Genomic DNA, 20,473 nt, shown 5'->3' on the forward strand with positions numbered 1-20,473 from the left:
AAGGAGAAGTGATGAGAAAAATATTTAAAGAATTAAAAACACCTTTTCTAGTTACAGTGGTTTTTACAGTGATTTGTGGTCTTTTCTATCCATTGCTCATAACAGGTCTGGGACAAAGTATCTTTCCCTATCAGGCTAATGGTAGTCTTATCGTTAATAAGGGGAAAGTGATAGGATCTGAATTAATTGGTCAACAGTTTTCTGATCAAGAATTCATGAAGGGACGTCCTTCAGCTGTTAATTATAATACTTATACTGCAAAAGAAAAATCTGAGGGTAAATATTTGGGAGTGGCTTCAGGTTCTCAAAATTTATCACCTAGTAATCCCTTACTAAAAAAACGTGTAGAGAGTGAATTAAAAAACTTTCTAAATAATAATCCGAGCATAAATAAGAAAGATATTCCTACGGATTTATTGACATCATCAGGTTCAGGCCTTGATCCTAGCATTAGCCAACAGAGTGCCCTGATTCAAATTCCTCAAATTTCGAAGTCTACAGGTATAAGCGTAGATAATTTGAAAAAAATTATTGATAAAAATACTCAAAATAAAACTTTAGGATTTCTAGGTGAAAAAACAGTCAATGTATTAAAAGTTAATCTTGAAATTTACAATCAATTAAGTGAAAAAAGTGATTAATAACGTAAAAAAAGAAAAACTATAAATCATAATAATTTATAGTTTTTTTGTAGATAATTTTTCATTATTAAAGCTCTATTGAAAGATTTTTAAAATACTTTTTCGGTTGTAAACTTTTAAAAATAAGCATATACTGACAGTAGTATAAAGAAAAGAAAGGGGTATCAAATGAGTTACAAATTAAACCAAAGTGACTTGGAATATACGCTTTTAAATGGTACTTATTTAGTTTTAGGACTTCTTAACTTGGATAAAGAGGTAGAAACGATTCCGATGATGTATGTTTGGGATAAGGAAAAAAACGTTATATATCTCCATACTTCAGTAAAAAGAATGTTGTTAAATATCTCCAAAAGAATGTGAAAGTATCATTAAATATTGTTGATGCAATAAAATTGGATAAGGATAATTTTACTTTGCATTATAAATCGATTATAATTCACGGAAAACCTAAGGAAATAATAGATGAAATCACTAAAAGAAAATCAATGGCCTTGGTTTGTGAGAAATATATTGGTGGGGATTATCCTATAGAACACTTTCAAAGAACCTACAAAAATACTAGTGAAGTATTGACAGTTTTCGAAATTTCTATCGAAAAAAATAGTGGATTGGGACATGAAACGGAATAAAGGTGTTTTGACGGAATTAATGTATATAAAAAACATGTTGGCAAAAATAATAAAAAAATGTATAATAAAGAGTACATGTAACTAATGTAATATTTTTATAATTTAAAAAGAAAGTCTGATAAAGTAGGTATATAAACAGTCTGTTGTTTAAACACCATGATGCTTTGTAAAATACTATAAAAAGACTCCGAAAAATTAAGATTTTTCGGAGTCTTTTTATGCCGACAAACACTTAATAAGCCACTTATAATTCTTTAACGTTCTTATATCATGACTTTTATTTACTAAAGTATGTTATTTTAAATGCTGTATTTTACATACTGTTTTAGTAAATGTTAGTATTAGTGAATTTTCCATAAGTGATTATAACAGAATAATCACAGTACTTTCAGAAAAATCTTAATTTTTCTGAAAATAAGGTTCTGATATTTTGAAAGGAAATATGATGGAAGAAAGTATATTTTATAAAAGAATTAAAAAACTAGCAAATGAGTTAGGAAAGTCGTTCAATCAAATTGAAAAAGAATTAGGATATTCTCGCAATGCCCTAAGCAATTATAAAACACAAACGATTCCTTCAGCCATTCGTTTATTAGAATTAGCACAGTATTTTGATGTAACACCAAGATATTTATTGGGAATGGATAGTATTTACTCAAAAAAACAGGAAAAAGCAAATTTTGCTGAGTTCCTTTTTAAAAATCTTGATAAAAATCAAAAACTTGAAATATGTAAGTTTTCGCAAATTTGGATGTTGCAAGAGTTAAAAAAGGAGCAATCTCAAAATTAAGAGAAGCATTACTTTTAGTGAAAAAATATTTTACAGATTTTATGGAGTTTATTTATTATGATTAAAAAAGCCAAAATGGAGAAGATGATGACAAAAAAATTAATCAGAAACTTATTTATATTATTGTTATTTACATCAATAATAGCAGTATTTGGAGTTGGAAAAGTATACGCTCAAGGTTCAGTTTCGAGTAAGAGTCTGCAGGTTTCTGCAGATGGATCAGACTATTATACTTTGGGTTCTGACTTTTATAATCATTTTGTTGAACCTACAACTGTTGATTTAACGAAGAATAAGGTTGTATATAATAAACAGACACTGATAGTATTTAATGGAAGAATTGATAAATGGAAAATGTCCTTTATAAACCAGGATTCATCAGGAAAATCTTGGTTCAAATTTTTATCTTATCCAGAAGCAACTAAAGGAGACATAAAAATTACTTATACAACGGATGGTATGAACTATTCTGATAATAAACCAAGTCTCGAACAACTCAAAGGCTATATGGTCGAACTTCTTAAACCAATTGTATATCCAGATGATGCAAATAACCAAGAGAATGATATAGAAGTCTCTTTTCAACTTTCTCCAGATACTGATTACATATTGAGTAATTTCAATTTAAATAAACAGTTTATTCCCTTTAGTGGAGAGTCATGGTTACAAAATTATAGTCCTGATCCCTTCTTTACTGATCGAAATCAACTCCAATTCATTTATCCCAATTATTCAAGAGGAGTGGCAGTAGAGTACGTTGATGAGGAAGGAAACAAAATTCATAACTCACAAACTATTAGTGGTTCAAAAGGAGATGTTTATGACGCCAGTACAGATCAATACAAGTTGGTATTGGATGGTTACACATTAGATACAACTAAACTACCACAAAATAGTACAGGAAATTTTGAAGAAGAGCTTCAAACAGTCACTTACGTATATTCTAAAAATCCAGTTGTTGCAGCTGATGTGACAGTAAGGTATGTAGATATAGAGAATAATCCTATTTCAGAAGACATCATTTTACAAGGAAATATTGGTGAAAACTATTATACTGATAAAAAAGATTGGACTAATGTCAAATATTTAGACACAAAATGAGCTATATTTTCTTAAAATAATTTTCTTCTTTCTGATTTGGAGTTAAACCATTGTTGGCGGAATGAGGATTATAATTGTTATAAAATTGTTCGATGTATTCAAAGCAAGAGAGTTGAACTTCTTGAATGGAGTGATAAGTTCTGCGATTAATTTCTCGTTGTTTAAGATACTTGAAAAAGACCTCAGTCACGGCATTATCATAAGGATATCCAGGCTTGGAGTAAGAAGCAAGCAATTGATGCTCATCTAATAGCTTTCTAAAGGAAGCTGACTTAAATTGACTGCCTTGATCAGAATGAAAAATGATTGGTTCTTTAGGTTTTCTTTTCTTTATAGCTATCTCTAAGGTATCACAGGCGAGTTTGGCATCAATTCGATCACTTACTTTCCACGCAATACATTTCCTTGAGTAGAGGTCAAGAATAGCACAGAGATAAATATGTCGTTTAGGTCCTATAGAAATATAAGTGAAGTCAGTTGTCCACACTTGATTTGGGGAGTTCGGGTTAAATTCTTGTTTCAGTAGATTATCAGAAGAAAATTCGGGCGATTTGTTTGAATAAAAACGAGGTTTAATGGTTGACATTTTAGGGAGTGTCATAGACTTGAGAAGTCTTAAGATACGCCCTTCAGAAATATTGACGCCATAATCACGCAGGAGAATAATTTTAAAAGCTCTTGTTCCGATTCTTTTCTTGGCTTTCATATAGATTTCAAGAAGTAATTTTCTCAAGCGTTGATTTTCTACTTCACGCTTCGAAGGCCTCTTGTTTATGAAGTTATAGTAGGTGGAACGATTGACATGTAAAACACGACAGAGCATAACTGTCGTGTGTTCAAATCGGAGTCTATAGATGGCTTTCAATCTTACTTGGAGTTTTGCATGAATATGGCACTCGCTTTTTTTAAGATCAGATTTTCTTCCTCTAGTTGGGCATTCCTTTTTTGTAATTTTTGAATCTGTTTAGCAGTCAACACCGTATTATCTTCAAGACGCACTTGAGAGTACTGCTTAATCCATTTTGCAAGTGCAGAAGAAGATACCCCATAATCTTTACAGAGTTCAGTTTGTGTTTTACCAGTTTGATAGAGATTAACGAGCGATTGTTTGAAATCCTCGTCGTAACGTTTAAAACCTGACATAAAAGTCCTTTCATTTTTGTGTCTTAATAGACAGATTATAACACACAATTTTCTGTCCACTTTTATAGTATAGCTCCACTGATTATGTTATGATAGAGAGATACAATTGGAGGAAGAAATAAATATATATGGTTCAGCTATCAGAATTAGCATCAGCACTTAATCAAACAGAAAGTAAGGGAGTATTTTCTAAACATCCTAAAGGTTTCGGATTTGTTCATCCAGAAGACGCAACAGATAAAACAAATGATATCTATATCGGTAAAAATGATACTAAATTTGCGATGGATGGGGATAAAGTTACCGTTAAAGTTACCTATCCTAAAACTGAAAAACGCGGTGCAAGTGGACAAATTACTAAAATAAATGAACGAGCCGTAGTTGATACGGTCGGGACTTACCGTTCTTTGTCAAATCGTCAAGTCAAAGCATTAGGATACAAAGGAAGAATAGAACTCTATAATGATCGAATTTCTGATACTTTATATATCAAACAACCTTTATCAGGGGTTCAAGAAGAAGATGTAGTAAGTCTTAAAATAACCCAATATCCAACCGATACCAAGACATTTGAAGGAAAAATTACAGGTATTATTGGACATAAAGGCGAAGTAGGACTAGATATTTTAGAAGTGCTTTGTGCTATGAAAATTCCACAAGAGTTCTCTTCTGAAACTTTAGCTGAGGCTGAGGCATTTTCAGAAAAATTAACTGATTCAGATTTGCAAGATCGTGAAGATTATCGGAATGAAATTACCTATACCATTGATGGAGATGATTCTAAGGATTTGGATGATGCCATCCACGTTAAAAAATTATCAAATGGACATTTTGAATTAGGAGTCCATATCGCTGACGTCAGTTATTATGTGACTGAGGGTTCTTCTTTAGATGAAGAAGCCTACTCACGCGCAACATCAGTCTATGTAACTGACCGAGTTGTTCCGATGTTGCCTGTTAAGTTATCCAATAATTTGTGTTCACTTAATGAAGCTCAAGAACGACTGACAATGTCTTGTCTAATGGAAATTGATGACAAAGGTAAGATTGTCAGTTATAAAATATCACCATCAGTCATAAAAACAACTTATCGAATGACTTATAATAATGTCAATAAAATGATTCATCAAGGACAAGAAGGTCATAGGGAAGCCCTTGAAAACTTCTTTAAAATTACCGATTCGATTAAAGTGGCCGTTGAACTTCATGAAATTCTTGAAACAATGCGAAAAGACAGAGGAATGATTGAATTTGACGAGAGTGAAGCAAAAATTATTTTAGATGAAAAAGGTCATCCAATCGAAATTGTAAAACGTGATCGTGATACTGCAGAACGAATGATTGAATCCTTTATGTTGATGGCAAATGAAACTGTTGCCCTTGATTTTCAAAAGAAAAAACTACCTTCCTTATATCGAGTTCACGATAACCCTAAAGAGAAAGCTTTTGCTAAATTGATGGAAGCTGCTGCTAATGCTGGTTTTTCCTTGAATTCAGATTCTCATCAAGCCATTAATTTCTTTGCTGATGAGATTAAAGGAACAAGTTCTGAAAAGGCATTGACTTATCAACTTCGACATACGATGTCAACAGCGGTTTACTCTGAAAAAAATACAAAACATTTTGGGCTCGCAGCGACTAACTATACGCATTTCACAAGCCCAATTAGGCGTTATCCTGATTTAATTATCCATCGTTTATTACATTTATATCCTTCTGACCATTCTAACCGTACTAAAGACGAATGGAAAGAACGTTTACCTGAAATTGCTAGCCATTCTTCTGATATGGAACACCGTGGGGTCGTAACTGAACGAATTATTGATGCAATGAAAAAAGCAGAATATATGTCAGAGCGGATTGGAGAAGTTTACACTGGTACAATTACAGGCCTGCAAAAATTTGGAATCTTTGTTGCATTAGATAATACAGTTGAAGGTTTAATTCGTGTACCTAATTTACATACTGGGACTACGGAAGAACTTAAATTTGATGAAGAAGCAAGTATTTTTAAAGGAAAAAAATCAGAAACAGTCTATCAAATAGGACAAGAAATAAAAATTCGTGTTATTGCTGCTAATAAACGAAAAGGAACAGTTGATTTTGAACAAATTGCTCCTGAATAAAGCCAGTCTACTATTATGTCGAATAAATAAAGGACTAATAAGATAAATTAAACTATTGAAATTTAAATATTTTCGAGTAAAATACCAGTATTTACTGGTATTTTTATTATGCTAAATAACAAGATAGATATTTTATTAAAATAAATGTTGACTTTTAAAAATATAAGTATTATAATTCAGATAATTAAGAATTAACAAATAAGAGATGAAAGAGTAGTCTTAGGTATCAGTTGAGAGAGCCTTGTTGCTGAGAAAAGGTCTGATAATGGGATGAACCACACTCATCGCTATCTTACTCACATTATTAATGTGAGCGTTAGCTGCGTTAATGCTAAGTTGTTATAACTTACCGAGGTCACTTTTGTGAAAAAGTGATAAATTAAGGTGGAACCACGATTAAACCGTCCTTTAAGCCAAGTGCTTTTAGGCGTTTTTTTTATATTATCTTTCTATTCTCGAAAGGAGAAATCTATGAGTTGGCAAAATAACCTTCGGTCAGTAAGTCCCTATATTGCGGGTGAACAACCAGAACTTACTGACATGATCAAACTAAACACTAACGAAAATCCCTATCCGCCCACTAGTGTAGCTCAATTATTTAATGAACGTTTTAAGACAAAAAATTTGCGTTTATACCCAAGTACTGATGCGAAAAGTTTAAGAAAAAAATTGGCCGAATATCATCATTTAGAAGTTGAACAGGTTTTTATTGGTAATGGCTCTGACGAAGTTTTGTCACTTAGTTTTCTGACTTTTTTTAATAGTCAAAGCCCTTTATTAATGCCTGACATTACTTATTCTTTTTACCCTATTTATTGCGAACTCTATCGAATTCCCTTTCAAAAAGTCCCTGTAGATGATGATTTTAAAGTGTCAATAAAAGATTATTGTATTGAAAATGGCGGAATTGTGATTGCAAATCCTAATGCTCCAACGGCTTTAGCACTAAATCTTAAAGATATAGAAGAAATTTTGAAAAAAAATCAAAGCTCTATTGTCTTGATTGACGAGGCCTATATTGATTTTGGTGGGGAAACATGTCTTCCTTTGCTTAAAAAATACGATAATTTAGTAGTGGTTCAAACTTTTTCTAAATCGCGGAGTTTGGCAGGAATTCGTTTAGGTGTAGCTTATGGCTCTGCTGAAGCAATTTCTCATTTGTATGATGTGAAAAATTCATTTAATTCCTATCCAATTGATAGTTTGGCACAAATTATTGGAGAAGCAAGTTTAATGGATGAACATTATTTTCAAAAAAACATTCAGAAAATTATTAAGACAAGAGAAGTTTTTAAAGAAAGTCTGGTTAATTTAGGATTTGAAGTGACTGATTCAAAGGCTAACTTTGTTTTTGTTCATCATCCAAAAGTAACAGCAGAAGAACTATTTAATGCGCTTTATGAGGCAAAAATTATTGTCAGGCATTGGAATCAACCACGGATTGATGATTGGTTACGGATAACTATTGGAACTAATAAAGAAATGAACAAAGTGATTGAATTTTTAAAAGGCTATTTAAAAAAGAATGAGGAAATTGACGAATGGAAAAAATAAATTATCTGCTTCCTGAAGAATCGGCAGAAATGACCTTGAATCAAGTTAAAAGTCTACGGCAGATAGAAGGTCGTTTAAGAAAATTATTTAGCTTGAAAAATTATCAGGAAGTCATGCCCCCAAGCTTTGAATATACGCAACTCTATACAGCACTTGAAAGTAATGGGAAAACTTTTAATCAAGAAAAAATGTTTCAGTTTATCAATCATGAGGGACAATCAATTACACTCCGTTATGATTTTACACTTCCTTTAGTTAGACTTTATTCGCAAATCAAGGATTCTACTAGTGCTCGTTATTCATATTTTGGAAAAATATATAGAAAAGAAAAACGGCATAAAGGTCGTTCAACGGAAAATTATCAGATTGGTATTGAACTTTTTGGTGAATCAGCCGATAAGTCAGAATTAGAAATTCTTAGTCTAGCCCTTCAAGTAATTGAACAGTTAGGTTTGAATAAAACGGTCTTTGAAATAGGCTCAGCAAAATTTTTTCAACGTTTATGTCAGTTAGCTGATGGTTCAACAGAGTTACTTACAGAACTTTTACTCAAGAAAGATTTGAGTGGCCTTAATGCTTTTATCGAAAAAAATAATTTTTCTAAGGAATTAAGAGAACTTTTGAAAGAAATATTTATTACTAATGAGTTATCAAGGTTGGAAAATTTAGTGACAAATACAAAAGATGATGTGCTCATTTCTTCCTTTGATCAGCTCAAAGAATTTTCAGAGAAACTTTCAATGATTAAACCGATTATCATTGATTTGGGAATGGTTCCTAAAATGGATTATTATACTGATTTAATGTTTAAAGCTTACAGTTCAGCAGCTAATCAACCTGTTTTATCAGGAGGAAGATATGACCAGCTATTAAGTAATTTTCAAAAAGAGGCGGTTGCCATTGGTTTTTGTTGTCATATGGACACCATTCTAAAGGCTTTGGAAAGACAAGAATTGGAGGAAGACAATGATTAAAATTGCCATAACTAAAGGACGAATCCAAAAACAAGTCACCAATTTATTGGAAAATGCGAACTATGATGTTGAACCAATTCTAAATCTAGGACGTGAATTACAAATTAAAACGAAAGATGATTTACAAATCATTTTTGGAAAAGCTAATGATGTCATTACTTTTTTAGAACATGGAATTGTTGATATTGGCTTTGTTGGTAAAGATACGCTTGATGAAAATGATTTTGACGACTACTATGAATTATTGGATTTAAAAATTGGACAGTGTATTTTTGCCCTTGCTTCTTATCCTGACTTTTCAAATAAAAATTTTCAAAGACGTAAACGAATTGCTTCAAAATATCCAAGAGTGACAAAAAAATATTTTGCTCAAAAGCAAGAAGATATTGAAATTATCAAGTTGGAAGGTTCTGTTGAGCTTGGACCAGTTGTTGGTTTAGCCGATGCAATTGTTGACATTGTCGAAACAGGAAATACTTTATCTGCAAATGGTTTAGAGGTCATTGAAAAAATCAGTGATATTTCAACACGGATGATTGTCAATAAATCTAGTTTCAAATTTAAAAAAGATAAAATTATAGAAATGGTGGAGAGGTTAGAAGATGCTCAAACAAATTGATTATCAAGGAAAGCTTGAAGAAATTGCTGAAAAATTTCAAGGTCGAAAAACAGAAGTATCAAAAGAAGTTAATAAAACTGTCCAACAGATTGTAGCAGACATTCAAAAAAGTGGAGATACTGCCTTATTTAACTATGCTAAAAAGTTCGACGGTTATGATGTGAATACTAATAATTTACTCGTCACGCGCATGGAACGTGAAACAGGACTAGAACAAATTGATGAGGATTATTTTAGAATTCTTAGGCGTACCAAATCACAAATTGAAGAATTTCATAAACATCAACTAGGAAATTCATGGAATATTTTTAAGGAAAATGGTGTTATCATGGGACAAATTGCGCGTCCTCTGGAACGTGTTGCTCTCTATGTTCCCGGAGGAACGGCTGCATATCCCTCAACAGTCATTATGAATGCTGTTCCAGCACTTTTAGCAGGCGTCAAAGAAATTATTATGATTACTCCAGTTAAAGCTGATGGAAAAGTAAATCCTAATATTTTAGCAGCTGCTGAAGTTTGTGGAATAGAAACAATCTATAAAGTGGGTGGAGCACAAGGTGTTGCCGCCGTTGCATATGGGACAGAATCTATTCCTAAAGTTGATAAGATTGTCGGACCTGGAAATATTTTTGTAGCTACGGCTAAGAAAATCTGTTACGGAGTGGTAGATATTGATATGATAGCCGGTCCGTCAGAAGTTCTAGTTATTGCTGACAAAACTGCCAATCCAAAATATATCGCTGCTGATTTAATGGCGCAAGCAGAACATGATAAACTTGCGTCAGCGATTCTAGTGACGACTTCTGAAAAACTTGTTCAACAAGTAGATGAGGAATTAAATAGACAAGTTCAAAATTTGGAACGTCGTGAAATCATTGAAAGTTCCATCAGGAATTACGGTGGAGCCATTGTTGTAAAAAATATTGATGAAGCCTTTGATGTTTCCAATCAGCTGGCTCCAGAACATTTAGAAGTTTTGACTAGTGAACCTTTAACCCAACTTCCAAAAATCAAAAATGTTGGATCAATTTTTCTTGGAGAATATACGCCAGAACCGCTAGGCGACTATATGTCAGGAAGCAATCATGTCTTACCAACTGGAGGAACAGCCAAATTTTACTCTGGTTTGGGTGTCTATAATTTCATAAAATATTCAACTTATAGCTATTATCCTAAAGAAGTTTTGGCTGACTTTAAAGAGGATGTTGAGACATTTGCAAAATCAGAAGGATTGACGGCTCATGCTAACTCAATTTCTGTGAGATTTGATGAAATGTAATACTTGAGACAAGATTTTCAAAATTTATTGGTCAAGGCGTGAGGAGCCACATGGATTTTAAAATATTGAATAAGAAAAATAGTAGGGAGAAAAACATGACAAAACAAGAAAATTATTACGCAGAAGTTTTCGAAAAACCATGGGGTCGGATGTTCTATGACTTACTTTTTCCACAGCTCCTACCAAATTTGACAAAAGATTCAAAAATTCTGAGTTTCGGCTCTGGATTTGGACGGACGGAAACATTTTTGGAGGAACAGGGATTTGAAGTCACGGGCTATGAGCCTGATGTAGAAAAGCTCGAGATGATGTCTGACCAAACTTTTCGTCAGTTGACAGGAACTTTTGACGACTTTGCAGAAACTGTTAAAAATGAGCGTTACGACGTGATTCTCATTCACAATGTTTTAGAATACGTCCTCGACCGAAAAGTCGTGTTGGAATTACTCTTGTCACTTTTGACAGATGGCGGCACGCTTTCTATTGTCAAGCACAGTAAGTACGGTAGCATGATAGAAATGGCAGCAGGACGTGATAATCCGCAGGCAGCGCTTGATGTTTATGAAAATGAAGCTGTCGCTTCTCACAACCACGGCGATATCCTAGTTTATGACGATGATTGGCTGACAGATTTTGTGGCAAATTACAAACTGAAACTCCAAGAAAAATTTGGAATTCGTCATTTTTACGGTATTTCACAAAACGCAGAAATCAAAGAAACAGACAACTGGTATCAACCCATGCTTAAGTTAGAGCAAAAAGTAGCGAAAGACCAAACGCTGTATCCAGTCGCACGATTACATCATTTGATATTTAAAAAAACTAAGGAGAACCTGTTATGACACGCATATCACACATCACGCGTAATACCAAAGAAACACAAATCGAACTTTCCATCAATCTTGACGGCACAGGTCAAGCGGACATTAGTACAGGTATTGGTTTTCTCGACCACATGCTGACACTTCTCACCTTTCACAGCGATTTTGACTTAAAAATCATAGGACATGGGGATCATGAAACAGTAGGGATGGACCCGCACCATCTCATTGAAGATGTTGCGATTGCTCTTGGCAAATGTATCAGCGAAGCATTAGGTAATAAGCTCGGTATTCGACGTTATGGAAGTTTTACCATTCCAATGGATGAAGCTTTGGTGACTTGTGATTTAGATATTAGTGGACGACCTTATTTGGTATTTCATGCTGATTTATCAGGAAATCAAAAACTTGGTGGCTATGATACAGAAATGACTGAAGAATTTTTTCGTGCCCTTGCTTTTAATGCTGGGATTACGTTACATCTGAACGAAAATTATGGGCAAAATACGCATCATATTATTGAAGGCATGTTTAAATCTACAGCGAGGGCGCTAAAACAAGCTGTAAGTATTGATGAAGCGAAAGTTGGAGAAATACCGAGCAGTAAGGGAGTGTTATGACTAATCTAAAAGAATTAAGAATTAATATTGAGAAATTTCCTGAAGCACTTCACAATACGCTAAAAGATGCAAAAATATATGATAGCAGTTCCTCTCCTGAAGCTCAAGTGTTATTCATTGATAAAAAAGATGGCTATTATTTAAAAATAGCTTCATCAAAAACTTTAGAGCGAGAAGCTGAAATGACTGCTTATTTTCAAAAGAAAAAGTTAGGTTTAGGATATATTTCTTATTTATCAGACCAGTCACAGGATTTTTTACTCAAGAAAAAAATTCAAGGAGAAAATTATTTGGCTAAACAATATCTTAATAATCCGAAACGTCTGTGTGATAATCTTGCTGAAAATCTACGATTTCTTCATGAACAAAATTTTGAGGATTGTCCCATATTAGACCATTCTGAACGTTATCTGAAAAAAGTCGAAAAGAACGCAAGTATAAATAATTCAAATCTAGATTTTGTCAATAATTATAATATCCGAACAACAGAAGAAGCTTATGATTATATAGAAAATAAAAAATTGCTATTAAGGAATGATACGCTTTTACATGGAGATTATTGTTTACCAAATATAATCCTAGACAATTGGAAGTTCAAAGGTTTTATTGATTTGGATTGTGCAGGTGTTGGCGACCGACATATTGACCTCTTTTGGGGTGCATGGACGCTTAATTTTAATATTGGTACTGATCAATATCGTGACCGATTTTTTGATGCTTATGGTCGGGATAGAATCGATGTTGATCGTTTGAAATTGGTTGGCTGCTGTGAGGTTTTTGGTTAAATTGAATTTTAGTATATTTTGATATTGAAAGGAGCATTATGAAAAAAATTGTTATCATCGACTACAATATTGGAAATCTTCAAAGTGTACAGGCCGCATTTTTACGATTGGGACAAGAAACAGTGATTTCAAGAGATTTAGAGGAAATTCGTAAAGCAGATGCACTTATTCTTCCAGGAGTTGGGGCTTTTCCTACAGCAATGAATAATCTAAAAAAGTTTAATTTGATTGAACTTATACAAGAACGAGCTGCTGCTGGAATACCAATATTGGGAATTTGTTTAGGAATGCAAGTGCTTTTTGAAAAAGGATACGAGATAGAAGAAAGACAAGGTCTTGGACTTTTAAAGGGAGAGGTGATTCCAATCAAAACTAATGAGAAAATTCCTCATATGGGATGGAATCAATTAAACCTGGCTAAAACCAGTCCGACAACTCATTATTTGTCTGATAATGATGAGGTCTATTTTGTTCATTCTTATCAGGCGACTTGTCCTGATGATGAACTCATTGCCTACACCACTTATGGCGAAGTAAAAATTCCGGCAATTGTTGGAAAAAATAATGTGATAGGCTGCCAATTTCACCCTGAAAAGAGTGGAGAAATTGGCAGAAAAATACTAAAAGCATTCTTGGAGGAAATTTAAATGAAGATTATTCCAGCAATTGATTTGCAAAATGGTGAAGCCGTGCGTCTCTACAAAGGAGATTATGATAAGAAAACGGTCTATTCAAAAAATCCCCTTGAAATTGCTCAAAAATTTGAAAGAATGGGAGCGACTGACCTCCATTTGGTTGATTTAGATGGTGCTAAGATAGGACAAACTCGCAATTTAGAGCTTGTGCGAAAAATAAAAGATGAAACAAGATTGAAAATCGAAATTGGTGGTGGAATTAGAGATTTCGATACAGTTAGAATGTATCTTGAACAAATTGGTGTGGAACGAGTGATTTTAGGAACCGCAGCGGTAGAAAACCCTGATTTTCTTAAAGAGCTATTAATTAAATACGGTCCAAGCAAAATCATTGTTGGGGTAGATATTAGAGAGGGTTTTGTATCAACAAGTGGTTGGTTAGAAAAAACGAGTCTTCCTTATCTGTCATTTTTAAAAAAATTAGAGAGAATAGGGGTTAAAACCACTATTATTACTGATATCTCCAAAGACGGAACACTGACAGGTCCAAATTTTAAACTTTATGATGAAATTTCAAAGGAATGTTCTCTAAACGTGATTATTTCTGGAGGTGTAAAGGATAGTTCTGATATTCAACGTGCAACTCGTTCTGACTTTTATGGGATTATTGTTGGGAAAGCTTACTATGAGGGAAAAATTAATCTTGAAAAGGAGTTCAGGAATGCTAACTAAAAGAATTATCCCTTGTCTTGATATTAAAAATGGTAAGGTTGTTAAAGGAATCAATTTTGTGGGTTTAAGAGAAATAGGTGATCCAGTGGAATTGGCCAAAATATATGAAGAACAGTGTGCAGATGAAATTGTTTTTCTTGATATTACGGCATCTTTTGAAGAACGTGAAATTATTGGTGAATTAATTGGTCGGGCGGCGCGTGAACTTTCAATTCCATTAACCGTTGGTGGAGGAATTCGTTCAATTGACGATTTTAGAAGAATTCTTGCTAGAGGAGCTGATAAAGTATCCGTCAACTCAGCTGCAATTGAAAATCCTGAACTTATTCGTCAAGCGGCTAACGAATTTGGCGTTCAATGTGTTGTTGTTGCTATTGATGCTAAAAAACGAGCAGACTCTAGGGGATATGATGTCTATATCAAAGGTGGGCGTGAAAATGCAGGTCTTGACTTAGTTGATTGGGCTAAAAAGTGTGAAAGATTAGGAGCAGGTGAAATTTTACTAACCTCAATGGATAAGGATGGAACAAAGACAGGCTACGATTTGGAAATGCTGAATGTCGTTTGTACTGCTGTTAATATTCCTGTTGTAGCAAGTGGCGGTTGTGGGAAGATTTCGGACATTGTTGAAGTTTTTCAAAAAACAAGAAGCGATGCTGCCCTTGTTGCTTCATTATTTCATTATGGCGAAGCAACAGTTGATGAAGTTAAAGATGAACTTATAAAAAATAATATTTCAGCAAGAATTATTAAGAAGGAGATTTTATGAAACCAGATTTTCATAAGCAGAAACTTATTCCTGTTATTGTTCAAGATTATCAAACAAATCAAGTATTAATGCTTGCCTATACAAATGAAGTGGCTTTTGAGAAAATGCTTGAAACTGGTGAAACTTGGTTTTGGTCACGTTCACGACAAAAACTTTGGCACAAAGGAGAAGAATCAGGGCATTTTCAGAAAATAAAAGGAATGCGTTTGGATTGCGACCAAGATACTTTACTAGTTTTTGTTGAACAAATTGGTAATGCTTGTCATACTGGTGCTTACTCTTGTTTTTATGATGAACTTATTCCTTTTGATGACTCTGATATTTTCAGAGAGTTGGAGAAGCAAATCATCGACCGAAAGTTACATCCAGTCGAAAAATCTTATACGAATTATTTGCTTGAAGAAGGCATCGATAAAGTATTAAAAAAAGTTGGTGAAGAAGCAAGTGAAGTGATTATTGCTAGTAAAAATTCAGATAAAGGAGAACTTTTAGGAGAAATTGATGATTTACTTTATCATTTGTTTGTATTAATGAATCAGCAAGGTATTTCTCTAGAAGAAGTACGGCAAAAAGCAAAAGAACGGCATCAGCTAGAAGGAAATAAGAAGGAATTTCATACAAGGACGGCAGATTAAATGAAAAAATTAGATTATCATTTCCACTCTCATTTTTCGGCTGATAGCGAGGAGCTTCCTAGAAACCATGTGATAGAAGCTATAGCACATGGTTTAAAAGAAATTTGTTTTACAGAGCATCGAGATTTTTATTTTCCAGAAATGGATTTTTCACTAAATCTACCTGAGTATTTTCAAGAAATCAATCGATTACAAGCGGAATTTAAAGATAAAATTAAAATAAAAATTGGCTTGGAAATGGGAATTGATTTACGTTTTAAATCAGAAATTAATCAGTTTATTGATTCGGCTCCTTTTGATTTTGTGATTGCCTCTGTTCATGAAATTGGAGATATTGAAGTTTATGACGAAACAGAATTTTATCTACAGAAAACAAAAGAAGAAGCACAAAGAGAATATCTTTTAGCTTGTTTAGATACTGTTCAAAATTTTGTGAATTATAATTCGTTTGGTCATTTAGATTATGTTGCTAGATATGGGCCTTACACGGATAAATCAATAAAGTTTGCAGAGAATCGGGAGATTTTATTTAAAATCTTGCGGGCTTTAGCTTCAAAAGAAAAAGCATTAGAAATAAATACTAGATTGTTTGATAATCCGAAAACTGAACAATTTTATAGTGATTTATTGATTAATTTTAAAAAATTAGGTGGAAAATTTATAACTTTAGGAACGGATAGTCATATAGCAAAGCGTGATTGGCTTTCAATTCATAAAGCAAGAACTTTAATTAAAAAAGCTGGCTTTCACGAACTAGCAACTTTTAGTGGGATGAAAATTGATAAAAATAAAAAGTCTATTAAAGAATAATAAAAGCTATCTCATAACATATGAAATAGCTCTATATCAATGATATTTACATCATGATTTACCATTACCGTTTCAGAAATGTATAACAGGCAAAAGTTTGATTTTATGAAACAATGGCTTTTTGCAGAAGGACCTCTCGATATTTTATCTCAAGTATTTGAATGGGATAACACCATCAAGATTCCAAAATTTGTCCATCCTTGTCAAGCCTGTGCGTATATTTTTCAGAGCCCTGAAATTGTAAAAGTTATTGAAAACAATTACACTTCTATTTTAGAGAGCGTGACAAAGAAATTTTATCAAAAAATAAATTTCAAAAGTACTTTTAGAGAAAAATTAAATGCTCGGGTTGATTTAGAAAGTTAACTTAAAAGCAAATGTTGAACCACTCCATTTGCTTTATTTTAATATAATGAAAGAGAAATATATGAAAAAAATAGAACTCCCACGTTTATTTATATTCTGGTCAATTGTGGAATTTATAGTAGCAGGCATTTTATATTTTAAACTCCCTGAAACTATAAAGATTAACTTTGGATATATTTTAACTAGCCCCGTAAGTCAAGGGAATCGTGCATATATTTTTACATTGCCCGTTGTAATGTTTGTTTCTGCAATAGTTTTTCAAGCACTTTCAAGATATTACAGTCCATATTTAAGGTATCTTTTGCTAGTAATCAATGTGATTGTTTTACTTGGAACTTCGTTTTATTTGCTTCAATTTTTATTTATGTGATCTGAAAGTTTTCTTATACAGGAGTTAACTATGTTGATTTTTTCCATTTTGAGTGTTCTTTTTTTAGTGTTAGGGACAATTAACATAATAAGTAGAGTTCAAAGGCTCAAAAAAAAGAAAATATTACAAGAAAATTGGGGAACATTTAATTCATCTCCGAGTGCTTCAGACAGCGTGAAAAGTTTAGAGAATAACCTTGCTCTTGAAAAAAGAGAAAAAAAATACGATTCATTTATTGATAGCCAAACATGGGATGATTTAGATTTACAAAAAATTTTTAAAAAAATAAATATAACTGAATCAAGTTTAGGTGCAGAGTGCTTATATAACAGATTGCATCTTCATGTTTATTCTCAAAATCAAACAATTGAAGACACAAAAGATTTTTTGAATAAAAATAATGATGTTAGGCTTGAACTACAATACCTTTTTACAAAACTCGGGAAGAAGAACAATAATCTAACCAACAAAATAATAAAAGGAGCTTCAAATTACAAGAAGGAAAAGCTGTATTTATATTTTCTTTTAGGCATTATACCGTTACTGTCCCTATTTCTAGCGATTCCATTTCGAACATTTGGAACCGTACTATTTTCGTGCAGTTTTTTATTTAATATTTTTTTCTCCTTGAGTAAAAAATATCTAATGGACTTGGAATTAGAAAGGATGTCTTATCTCGTTCAAATGATTTATATTGGAAAAAAGATATCAAGATATTCTTTTCCCAAAAAAAACCAACTAAAAAATGCTATTAAAGAATTTTCATTGTTAAATATATTTGGGTATACTTATAAACCTGATGTTGAATTCGTTGATATGGGGGTTATCTTGGAGTACCTAAATTTTTTATTTTTAATCCCTATAATTTCTCACGCCTATATGGTCAATAAGCTGAAAAAACATAACCTTAAAGCTCAGAGTATATATGATATTTTATCTGAATTAGAAGCCGCTATCTCAATATTAAACTATGAAATAGCATTAGATTATTTTTGTCGACCTACTTTTTCAACGAGCAAAGAATTAACAGCTAAACAAATTTATCATCCACTATTAACAGAACCAGTTGCTAATTCGATTGATTTTAAGGAAAATATTCTTATTGGAGGAGATAATGCTTCAGGTAAATCTACATTCTTAAGAACAGTTGCGGTAAACATAGTACTGGCTCAGTCTATAAACATTGCTCTGGCAAATGAGTTTTCAATGCAACATGGAAACATCTTTACTCTTATCAAGGTTCAAGATAGTATTAGTAGGGGAGAAAGTTATTTTATGGCAGAAAGTCGAATTGTCAAATCAATACTTGACAGATTGAATAATGCAATGGTTGAACAACCATAATTGTCTCTATATGATTTCAACACATGACTTGAACCTAATTGAATTAGCTAAAGATTGGAACGAAACCTATCATTTTACAAGTAGTTTCATAAATAATAAAATTATTTATGATTATAAAATAAAATCAGGAAAACCTCAGACCAGTAATGCAGTTAATATTTTAAAAACACTAAGTTATCCATCTGAAGTAGTCACTGTTGCTCAAGATACAATAAAAATTGTCAACAGTAATTTTTGAATTTTTAAATACTACGTAAATACTAAAGCTCTGCGACAAAACTTGTCGCAGAGCTTTTATTTCAAATTCAATTATAAATCTTTTAGTTCATTAGTGTACTTTATTATTTTTCTTAGAAGGTAATGTTTTATCCATTCCCACACAATCAACGGACTTGCAATAATTACCAAGCCGAGTGCAAATATTAAAATTGAAAGAACAATCCCAACAAGGATTTTCAACGCAACTACTCATGTAAACGAAGCAAATGTAATATTCATCATCACCCATACGTGCGACCATCCAAAGTCATATAAAACAGATGTAAACATAAGAATAATAGACTTTTTATATTATGATGCTAAATCTTTCTCAAGTAGCGCAAGACGTTCTTGAACTTCTTGATTTGATAGTTGGTGGGCTTTGATGTAACGGTTATTGGGATGAACTCGACATTCATGTGAACAAGCACCAAGATATTTTGCTTCATTTTCCTCTGAAGCTAACATTTGTCTGTTACATTCTGGATTCCCGCAATTGATGTAACGTTCACATGGGCTTCCATCAAACCAATCACGTCCGACAATGACATGTTCTTTTTGGTTGATTGGAACTGCGATTCGGCTATCAAAAACATACATTTGTCCGTCCCAAAGATCTCCTTGAACTTCTGGGTCTTTTCCGTATGTGGCAATTCCTCCGTGAAGTTGACCAACGTCTTTGAAGCCTTCCCGAACGAGCCATCCTGAAAATTTTTCACAACGTATTCCACCGGTACAGTAGGTTAAAACACGTTTTTCCATGAATTGTTCTTTGTTATCTCGAATCCACTGTGGAAGTTCTCTAAAACTTCTTATTTCTGGGCGAATGGCGCCACGAAAATGCCCTAAGTCAAATTCATAATCATTTCGTGCATCAATCACTACTGTATTTTCATCAAGCATGGCCTCACGAAACTCTTTTGGATCAAGATAAGCCCCAGTAAGTTCCAAAGGATTGACGTCATCTTCTAAACTTAAATTAACTAATTCAGGGCGATAACGGACATGCATTTTCTTAAAAGCATTTTGCTCAGCTTCATCAATTTTGAAGATTGTTGTGCTAAAGCGAGGGTCATTTTTCATCAATTCCATGTAGGCATTTGTTTGCTCGATAGTACCAGAAACAGTTCCGTTAATTCCTTCGTCAGCAACTAAAATTCGTCCTTTTAAACCTAATTCTTTACAGTCTGCGAGGTGTTTTTGGGCAAAAGTTTCTCCATCTTCAATTGGGACATATTGGTAATATAATAAAACTCGATAATCTTGAGTCATAATTTCTCCTTAATCTTATTAGTACATTAGAATCCATTATAATTTAATCATTTTATGTCTATCAAAAGCAACAAAATTGCTTGTATATTTTCTAACAAGCTTAATTATTGTGGATTTAATTGAATATTAAAGGGAGAAGTTGTAATCTATTTGTTGTTAAGTTCTTGTTAATACAAAAAAATGCATTAAATATTATT

The 20,473-nt window shown here is 32.9% G+C and carries 23 protein-coding genes and 1 pseudogene; 22 read left to right on the forward strand and 2 right to left on the reverse strand.

Annotated elements, in window-relative coordinates:
- Nucleotides 1-11 precede the first annotated feature (11 nt).
- From MKX45_RS06995 to MKX45_RS07015, 5 genes are all read left to right on the forward strand, one after another.
- Nucleotides 12-641 carry a K(+)-transporting ATPase subunit C gene (locus tag MKX45_RS06995; protein WP_057720229.1) on the forward strand — a complete coding sequence of 210 codons (630 nt, stop codon included), beginning with the start codon at nt 12-14 and terminating at the stop codon, nt 639-641.
- Nucleotides 642-809: 168 nt separating this feature from the next.
- Entirely contained in the window at nt 810-1,004 is a 195-nt protein-coding gene (locus MKX45_RS07000; RefSeq protein WP_057720228.1) for a hypothetical protein, read from the forward strand.
- Complete coding sequence (locus MKX45_RS07005) at nt 1,001-1,273, forward strand: pyridoxamine 5'-phosphate oxidase family protein (protein WP_057720227.1); 273 nt, start codon at nt 1,001-1,003, stop codon at nt 1,271-1,273. The genes MKX45_RS07000 and MKX45_RS07005 overlap by 4 nt, the downstream gene beginning before the upstream one ends.
- A gap of 445 nt (nt 1,274-1,718) precedes the next feature.
- Complete coding sequence (locus MKX45_RS07010) at nt 1,719-2,063, forward strand: helix-turn-helix domain-containing protein (RefSeq protein ID WP_340816940.1); 345 nt, start codon at nt 1,719-1,721, stop codon at nt 2,061-2,063.
- A 57-nt stretch (nt 2,064-2,120) separates the two neighbouring features.
- Nucleotides 2,121-3,164, forward strand: a complete 1,044-nt coding sequence (locus tag MKX45_RS07015) for a MucBP domain-containing protein (RefSeq protein WP_340816941.1) — start codon at nt 2,121-2,123, stop codon at nt 3,162-3,164.
- Here MKX45_RS07015 and MKX45_RS07020 read toward each other — a convergent pair.
- A pseudogene (locus MKX45_RS07020) lies at nt 3,150-4,307 on the reverse strand (IS3 family transposase). The gene MKX45_RS07015 and the pseudogene MKX45_RS07020 sit on opposite strands and share 15 nt — an antisense overlap.
- Before the next feature lie 128 nt (nt 4,308-4,435).
- On the opposite strand from MKX45_RS07020, the gene rnr reads away from it, so the two are divergent.
- From rnr to MKX45_RS07105, 17 genes are all read left to right on the forward strand, one after another.
- Nucleotides 4,436-6,433, forward strand: a complete 1,998-nt coding sequence (gene rnr / locus MKX45_RS07025; RefSeq protein WP_340816942.1) for a ribonuclease R — start codon at nt 4,436-4,438, stop codon at nt 6,431-6,433.
- A gap of 471 nt (nt 6,434-6,904) precedes the next feature.
- Nucleotides 6,905-7,987, forward strand: a complete 1,083-nt coding sequence (hisC, locus tag MKX45_RS07030) for a histidinol-phosphate transaminase (RefSeq protein WP_057720817.1) — start codon at nt 6,905-6,907, stop codon at nt 7,985-7,987.
- The gene (locus tag MKX45_RS07035) at nt 7,975-8,961 is read left to right on the forward strand and encodes an ATP phosphoribosyltransferase regulatory subunit (protein WP_057720818.1); all 987 of its coding nucleotides are present in this window, start codon (nt 7,975-7,977) and stop codon (nt 8,959-8,961) included. The genes hisC and MKX45_RS07035 overlap by 13 nt, the downstream gene beginning before the upstream one ends.
- On the forward strand, nt 8,954-9,580 hold the full coding sequence (hisG, locus tag MKX45_RS07040; protein WP_003131107.1) for an ATP phosphoribosyltransferase: 627 nt from the start codon (nt 8,954-8,956) through the stop codon (nt 9,578-9,580). Before MKX45_RS07035 ends, hisG begins: the two co-directional genes overlap by 8 nt.
- Entirely contained in the window at nt 9,564-10,859 is a 1,296-nt protein-coding gene (gene hisD / locus MKX45_RS07045; RefSeq protein ID WP_057720819.1) for a histidinol dehydrogenase, read from the forward strand. Before hisG ends, hisD begins: the two co-directional genes overlap by 17 nt.
- Before the next feature lie 95 nt (nt 10,860-10,954).
- Nucleotides 10,955-11,701 carry a methyltransferase domain-containing protein gene (locus MKX45_RS07050; RefSeq protein WP_170275485.1) on the forward strand — a complete coding sequence of 249 codons (747 nt, stop codon included), beginning with the start codon at nt 10,955-10,957 and terminating at the stop codon, nt 11,699-11,701.
- Nucleotides 11,698-12,300 carry an imidazoleglycerol-phosphate dehydratase HisB gene (gene hisB / locus MKX45_RS07055; protein ID WP_015426390.1) on the forward strand — a complete coding sequence of 201 codons (603 nt, stop codon included), beginning with the start codon at nt 11,698-11,700 and terminating at the stop codon, nt 12,298-12,300. The genes MKX45_RS07050 and hisB overlap by 4 nt, the downstream gene beginning before the upstream one ends.
- Nucleotides 12,297-13,085 (forward strand): aminoglycoside 3'-phosphotransferase, encoded by a 789-nt coding sequence (locus MKX45_RS07060; RefSeq protein ID WP_003131115.1) that lies wholly within the window; start codon nt 12,297-12,299, stop codon nt 13,083-13,085. Before hisB ends, MKX45_RS07060 begins: the two co-directional genes overlap by 4 nt.
- Nucleotides 13,086-13,123: 38 nt before the next feature.
- Nucleotides 13,124-13,732, forward strand: coding sequence for an imidazole glycerol phosphate synthase subunit HisH (gene hisH, locus MKX45_RS07065; protein ID WP_015426392.1), 609 nt, complete (start codon nt 13,124-13,126; stop codon nt 13,730-13,732).
- The gene (gene hisA / locus MKX45_RS07070; RefSeq protein ID WP_057720822.1) at nt 13,733-14,452 is read left to right on the forward strand and encodes a 1-(5-phosphoribosyl)-5-[(5-phosphoribosylamino)methylideneamino]imidazole-4-carboxamide isomerase; all 720 of its coding nucleotides are present in this window, start codon (nt 13,733-13,735) and stop codon (nt 14,450-14,452) included.
- Nucleotides 14,442-15,221, forward strand: a complete 780-nt coding sequence (gene hisF, locus MKX45_RS07075) for an imidazole glycerol phosphate synthase subunit HisF (protein ID WP_057720823.1) — start codon at nt 14,442-14,444, stop codon at nt 15,219-15,221. The genes hisA and hisF overlap by 11 nt, the downstream gene beginning before the upstream one ends.
- Entirely contained in the window at nt 15,218-15,856 is a 639-nt protein-coding gene (hisIE, locus tag MKX45_RS07080) for a bifunctional phosphoribosyl-AMP cyclohydrolase/phosphoribosyl-ATP diphosphatase HisIE (RefSeq protein ID WP_015426395.1), read from the forward strand. The genes hisF and hisIE overlap by 4 nt, the downstream gene beginning before the upstream one ends.
- Nucleotides 15,857-16,666 carry a histidinol-phosphatase gene (locus MKX45_RS07085; RefSeq protein WP_340816943.1) on the forward strand — a complete coding sequence of 270 codons (810 nt, stop codon included), beginning with the start codon at nt 15,857-15,859 and terminating at the stop codon, nt 16,664-16,666.
- Nucleotides 16,667-16,771: 105 nt separating this feature from the next.
- The gene (locus MKX45_RS07090; RefSeq protein WP_057720825.1) at nt 16,772-17,032 is read left to right on the forward strand and encodes a hypothetical protein; all 261 of its coding nucleotides are present in this window, start codon (nt 16,772-16,774) and stop codon (nt 17,030-17,032) included.
- 61 nt (nt 17,033-17,093) lie between these two features.
- On the forward strand, nt 17,094-17,402 hold the full coding sequence (locus tag MKX45_RS07095; protein WP_057720826.1) for a hypothetical protein: 309 nt from the start codon (nt 17,094-17,096) through the stop codon (nt 17,400-17,402).
- 30 nt (nt 17,403-17,432) lie between these two features.
- Entirely contained in the window at nt 17,433-18,746 is a 1,314-nt protein-coding gene (locus MKX45_RS07100; RefSeq protein ID WP_057720827.1) for a MutS-related protein, read from the forward strand.
- A gap of 10 nt (nt 18,747-18,756) precedes the next feature.
- A complete protein-coding gene (locus MKX45_RS07105) occupies nt 18,757-18,984 on the forward strand; it encodes a hypothetical protein (RefSeq protein ID WP_057720828.1) in 228 nt (75 codons plus the stop codon).
- 332 nt (nt 18,985-19,316) lie between these two features.
- Here MKX45_RS07105 and trhO read toward each other — a convergent pair whose 3' ends face one another.
- Nucleotides 19,317-20,276: an oxygen-dependent tRNA uridine(34) hydroxylase TrhO gene (gene trhO, locus MKX45_RS07110; RefSeq protein ID WP_057720829.1), complete on the reverse strand. Its 960-nt coding sequence runs from the start codon at nt 20,274-20,276 to the stop codon at nt 19,317-19,319.
- Nucleotides 20,277-20,473: the final 197 nt, after the last annotated feature.

The organism is Lactococcus sp. FSL W8-0209, from assembly GCF_038006585.1.
Classification (GTDB): Bacteria; Bacillota; Bacilli; order Lactobacillales; family Streptococcaceae; genus Lactococcus; species Lactococcus lactis.

Coding starts and splice junctions, on each gene's coding strand:
- MKX45_RS06995 (WP_057720229.1), top strand. CDS start 12: ATGAGAAAAATATTTAAAGAATTAAAAACACCTTTTCTAGTTACAGTG.
- hisF (WP_057720823.1), top strand. CDS start 14,442: ATGCTAACTAAAAGAATTATCCCTTGTCTTGATATTAAAAATGGTAAG.
- rnr (WP_340816942.1), top strand. CDS start 4,436: ATGGTTCAGCTATCAGAATTAGCATCAGCACTTAATCAAACAGAAAGT.
- MKX45_RS07015 (WP_340816941.1), top strand. CDS start 2,121: ATGATTAAAAAAGCCAAAATGGAGAAGATGATGACAAAAAAATTAATC.
- hisD (WP_057720819.1), top strand. CDS start 9,564: ATGCTCAAACAAATTGATTATCAAGGAAAGCTTGAAGAAATTGCTGAA.
- MKX45_RS07105 (WP_057720828.1), top strand. CDS start 18,757: ATGATTTCAACACATGACTTGAACCTAATTGAATTAGCTAAAGATTGG.
- trhO (WP_057720829.1), bottom strand. CDS start 20,276: ATGACTCAAGATTATCGAGTTTTATTATATTACCAATATGTCCCAATT.
- MKX45_RS07100 (WP_057720827.1), top strand. CDS start 17,433: ATGTTGATTTTTTCCATTTTGAGTGTTCTTTTTTTAGTGTTAGGGACA.
- MKX45_RS07010 (WP_340816940.1), top strand. CDS start 1,719: ATGGAAGAAAGTATATTTTATAAAAGAATTAAAAAACTAGCAAATGAG.
- MKX45_RS07050 (WP_170275485.1), top strand. CDS start 10,955: ATGACAAAACAAGAAAATTATTACGCAGAAGTTTTCGAAAAACCATGG.
- MKX45_RS07095 (WP_057720826.1), top strand. CDS start 17,094: ATGAAAAAAATAGAACTCCCACGTTTATTTATATTCTGGTCAATTGTG.
- hisG (WP_003131107.1), top strand. CDS start 8,954: ATGATTAAAATTGCCATAACTAAAGGACGAATCCAAAAACAAGTCACC.
- hisA (WP_057720822.1), top strand. CDS start 13,733: ATGAAGATTATTCCAGCAATTGATTTGCAAAATGGTGAAGCCGTGCGT.
- MKX45_RS07035 (WP_057720818.1), top strand. CDS start 7,975: ATGGAAAAAATAAATTATCTGCTTCCTGAAGAATCGGCAGAAATGACC.
- hisIE (WP_015426395.1), top strand. CDS start 15,218: ATGAAACCAGATTTTCATAAGCAGAAACTTATTCCTGTTATTGTTCAA.
- MKX45_RS07060 (WP_003131115.1), top strand. CDS start 12,297: ATGACTAATCTAAAAGAATTAAGAATTAATATTGAGAAATTTCCTGAA.
- MKX45_RS07085 (WP_340816943.1), top strand. CDS start 15,857: ATGAAAAAATTAGATTATCATTTCCACTCTCATTTTTCGGCTGATAGC.
- hisB (WP_015426390.1), top strand. CDS start 11,698: ATGACACGCATATCACACATCACGCGTAATACCAAAGAAACACAAATC.
- hisH (WP_015426392.1), top strand. CDS start 13,124: ATGAAAAAAATTGTTATCATCGACTACAATATTGGAAATCTTCAAAGT.
- MKX45_RS07000 (WP_057720228.1), top strand. CDS start 810: ATGAGTTACAAATTAAACCAAAGTGACTTGGAATATACGCTTTTAAAT.
- MKX45_RS07090 (WP_057720825.1), top strand. CDS start 16,772: ATGAAACAATGGCTTTTTGCAGAAGGACCTCTCGATATTTTATCTCAA.
- hisC (WP_057720817.1), top strand. CDS start 6,905: ATGAGTTGGCAAAATAACCTTCGGTCAGTAAGTCCCTATATTGCGGGT.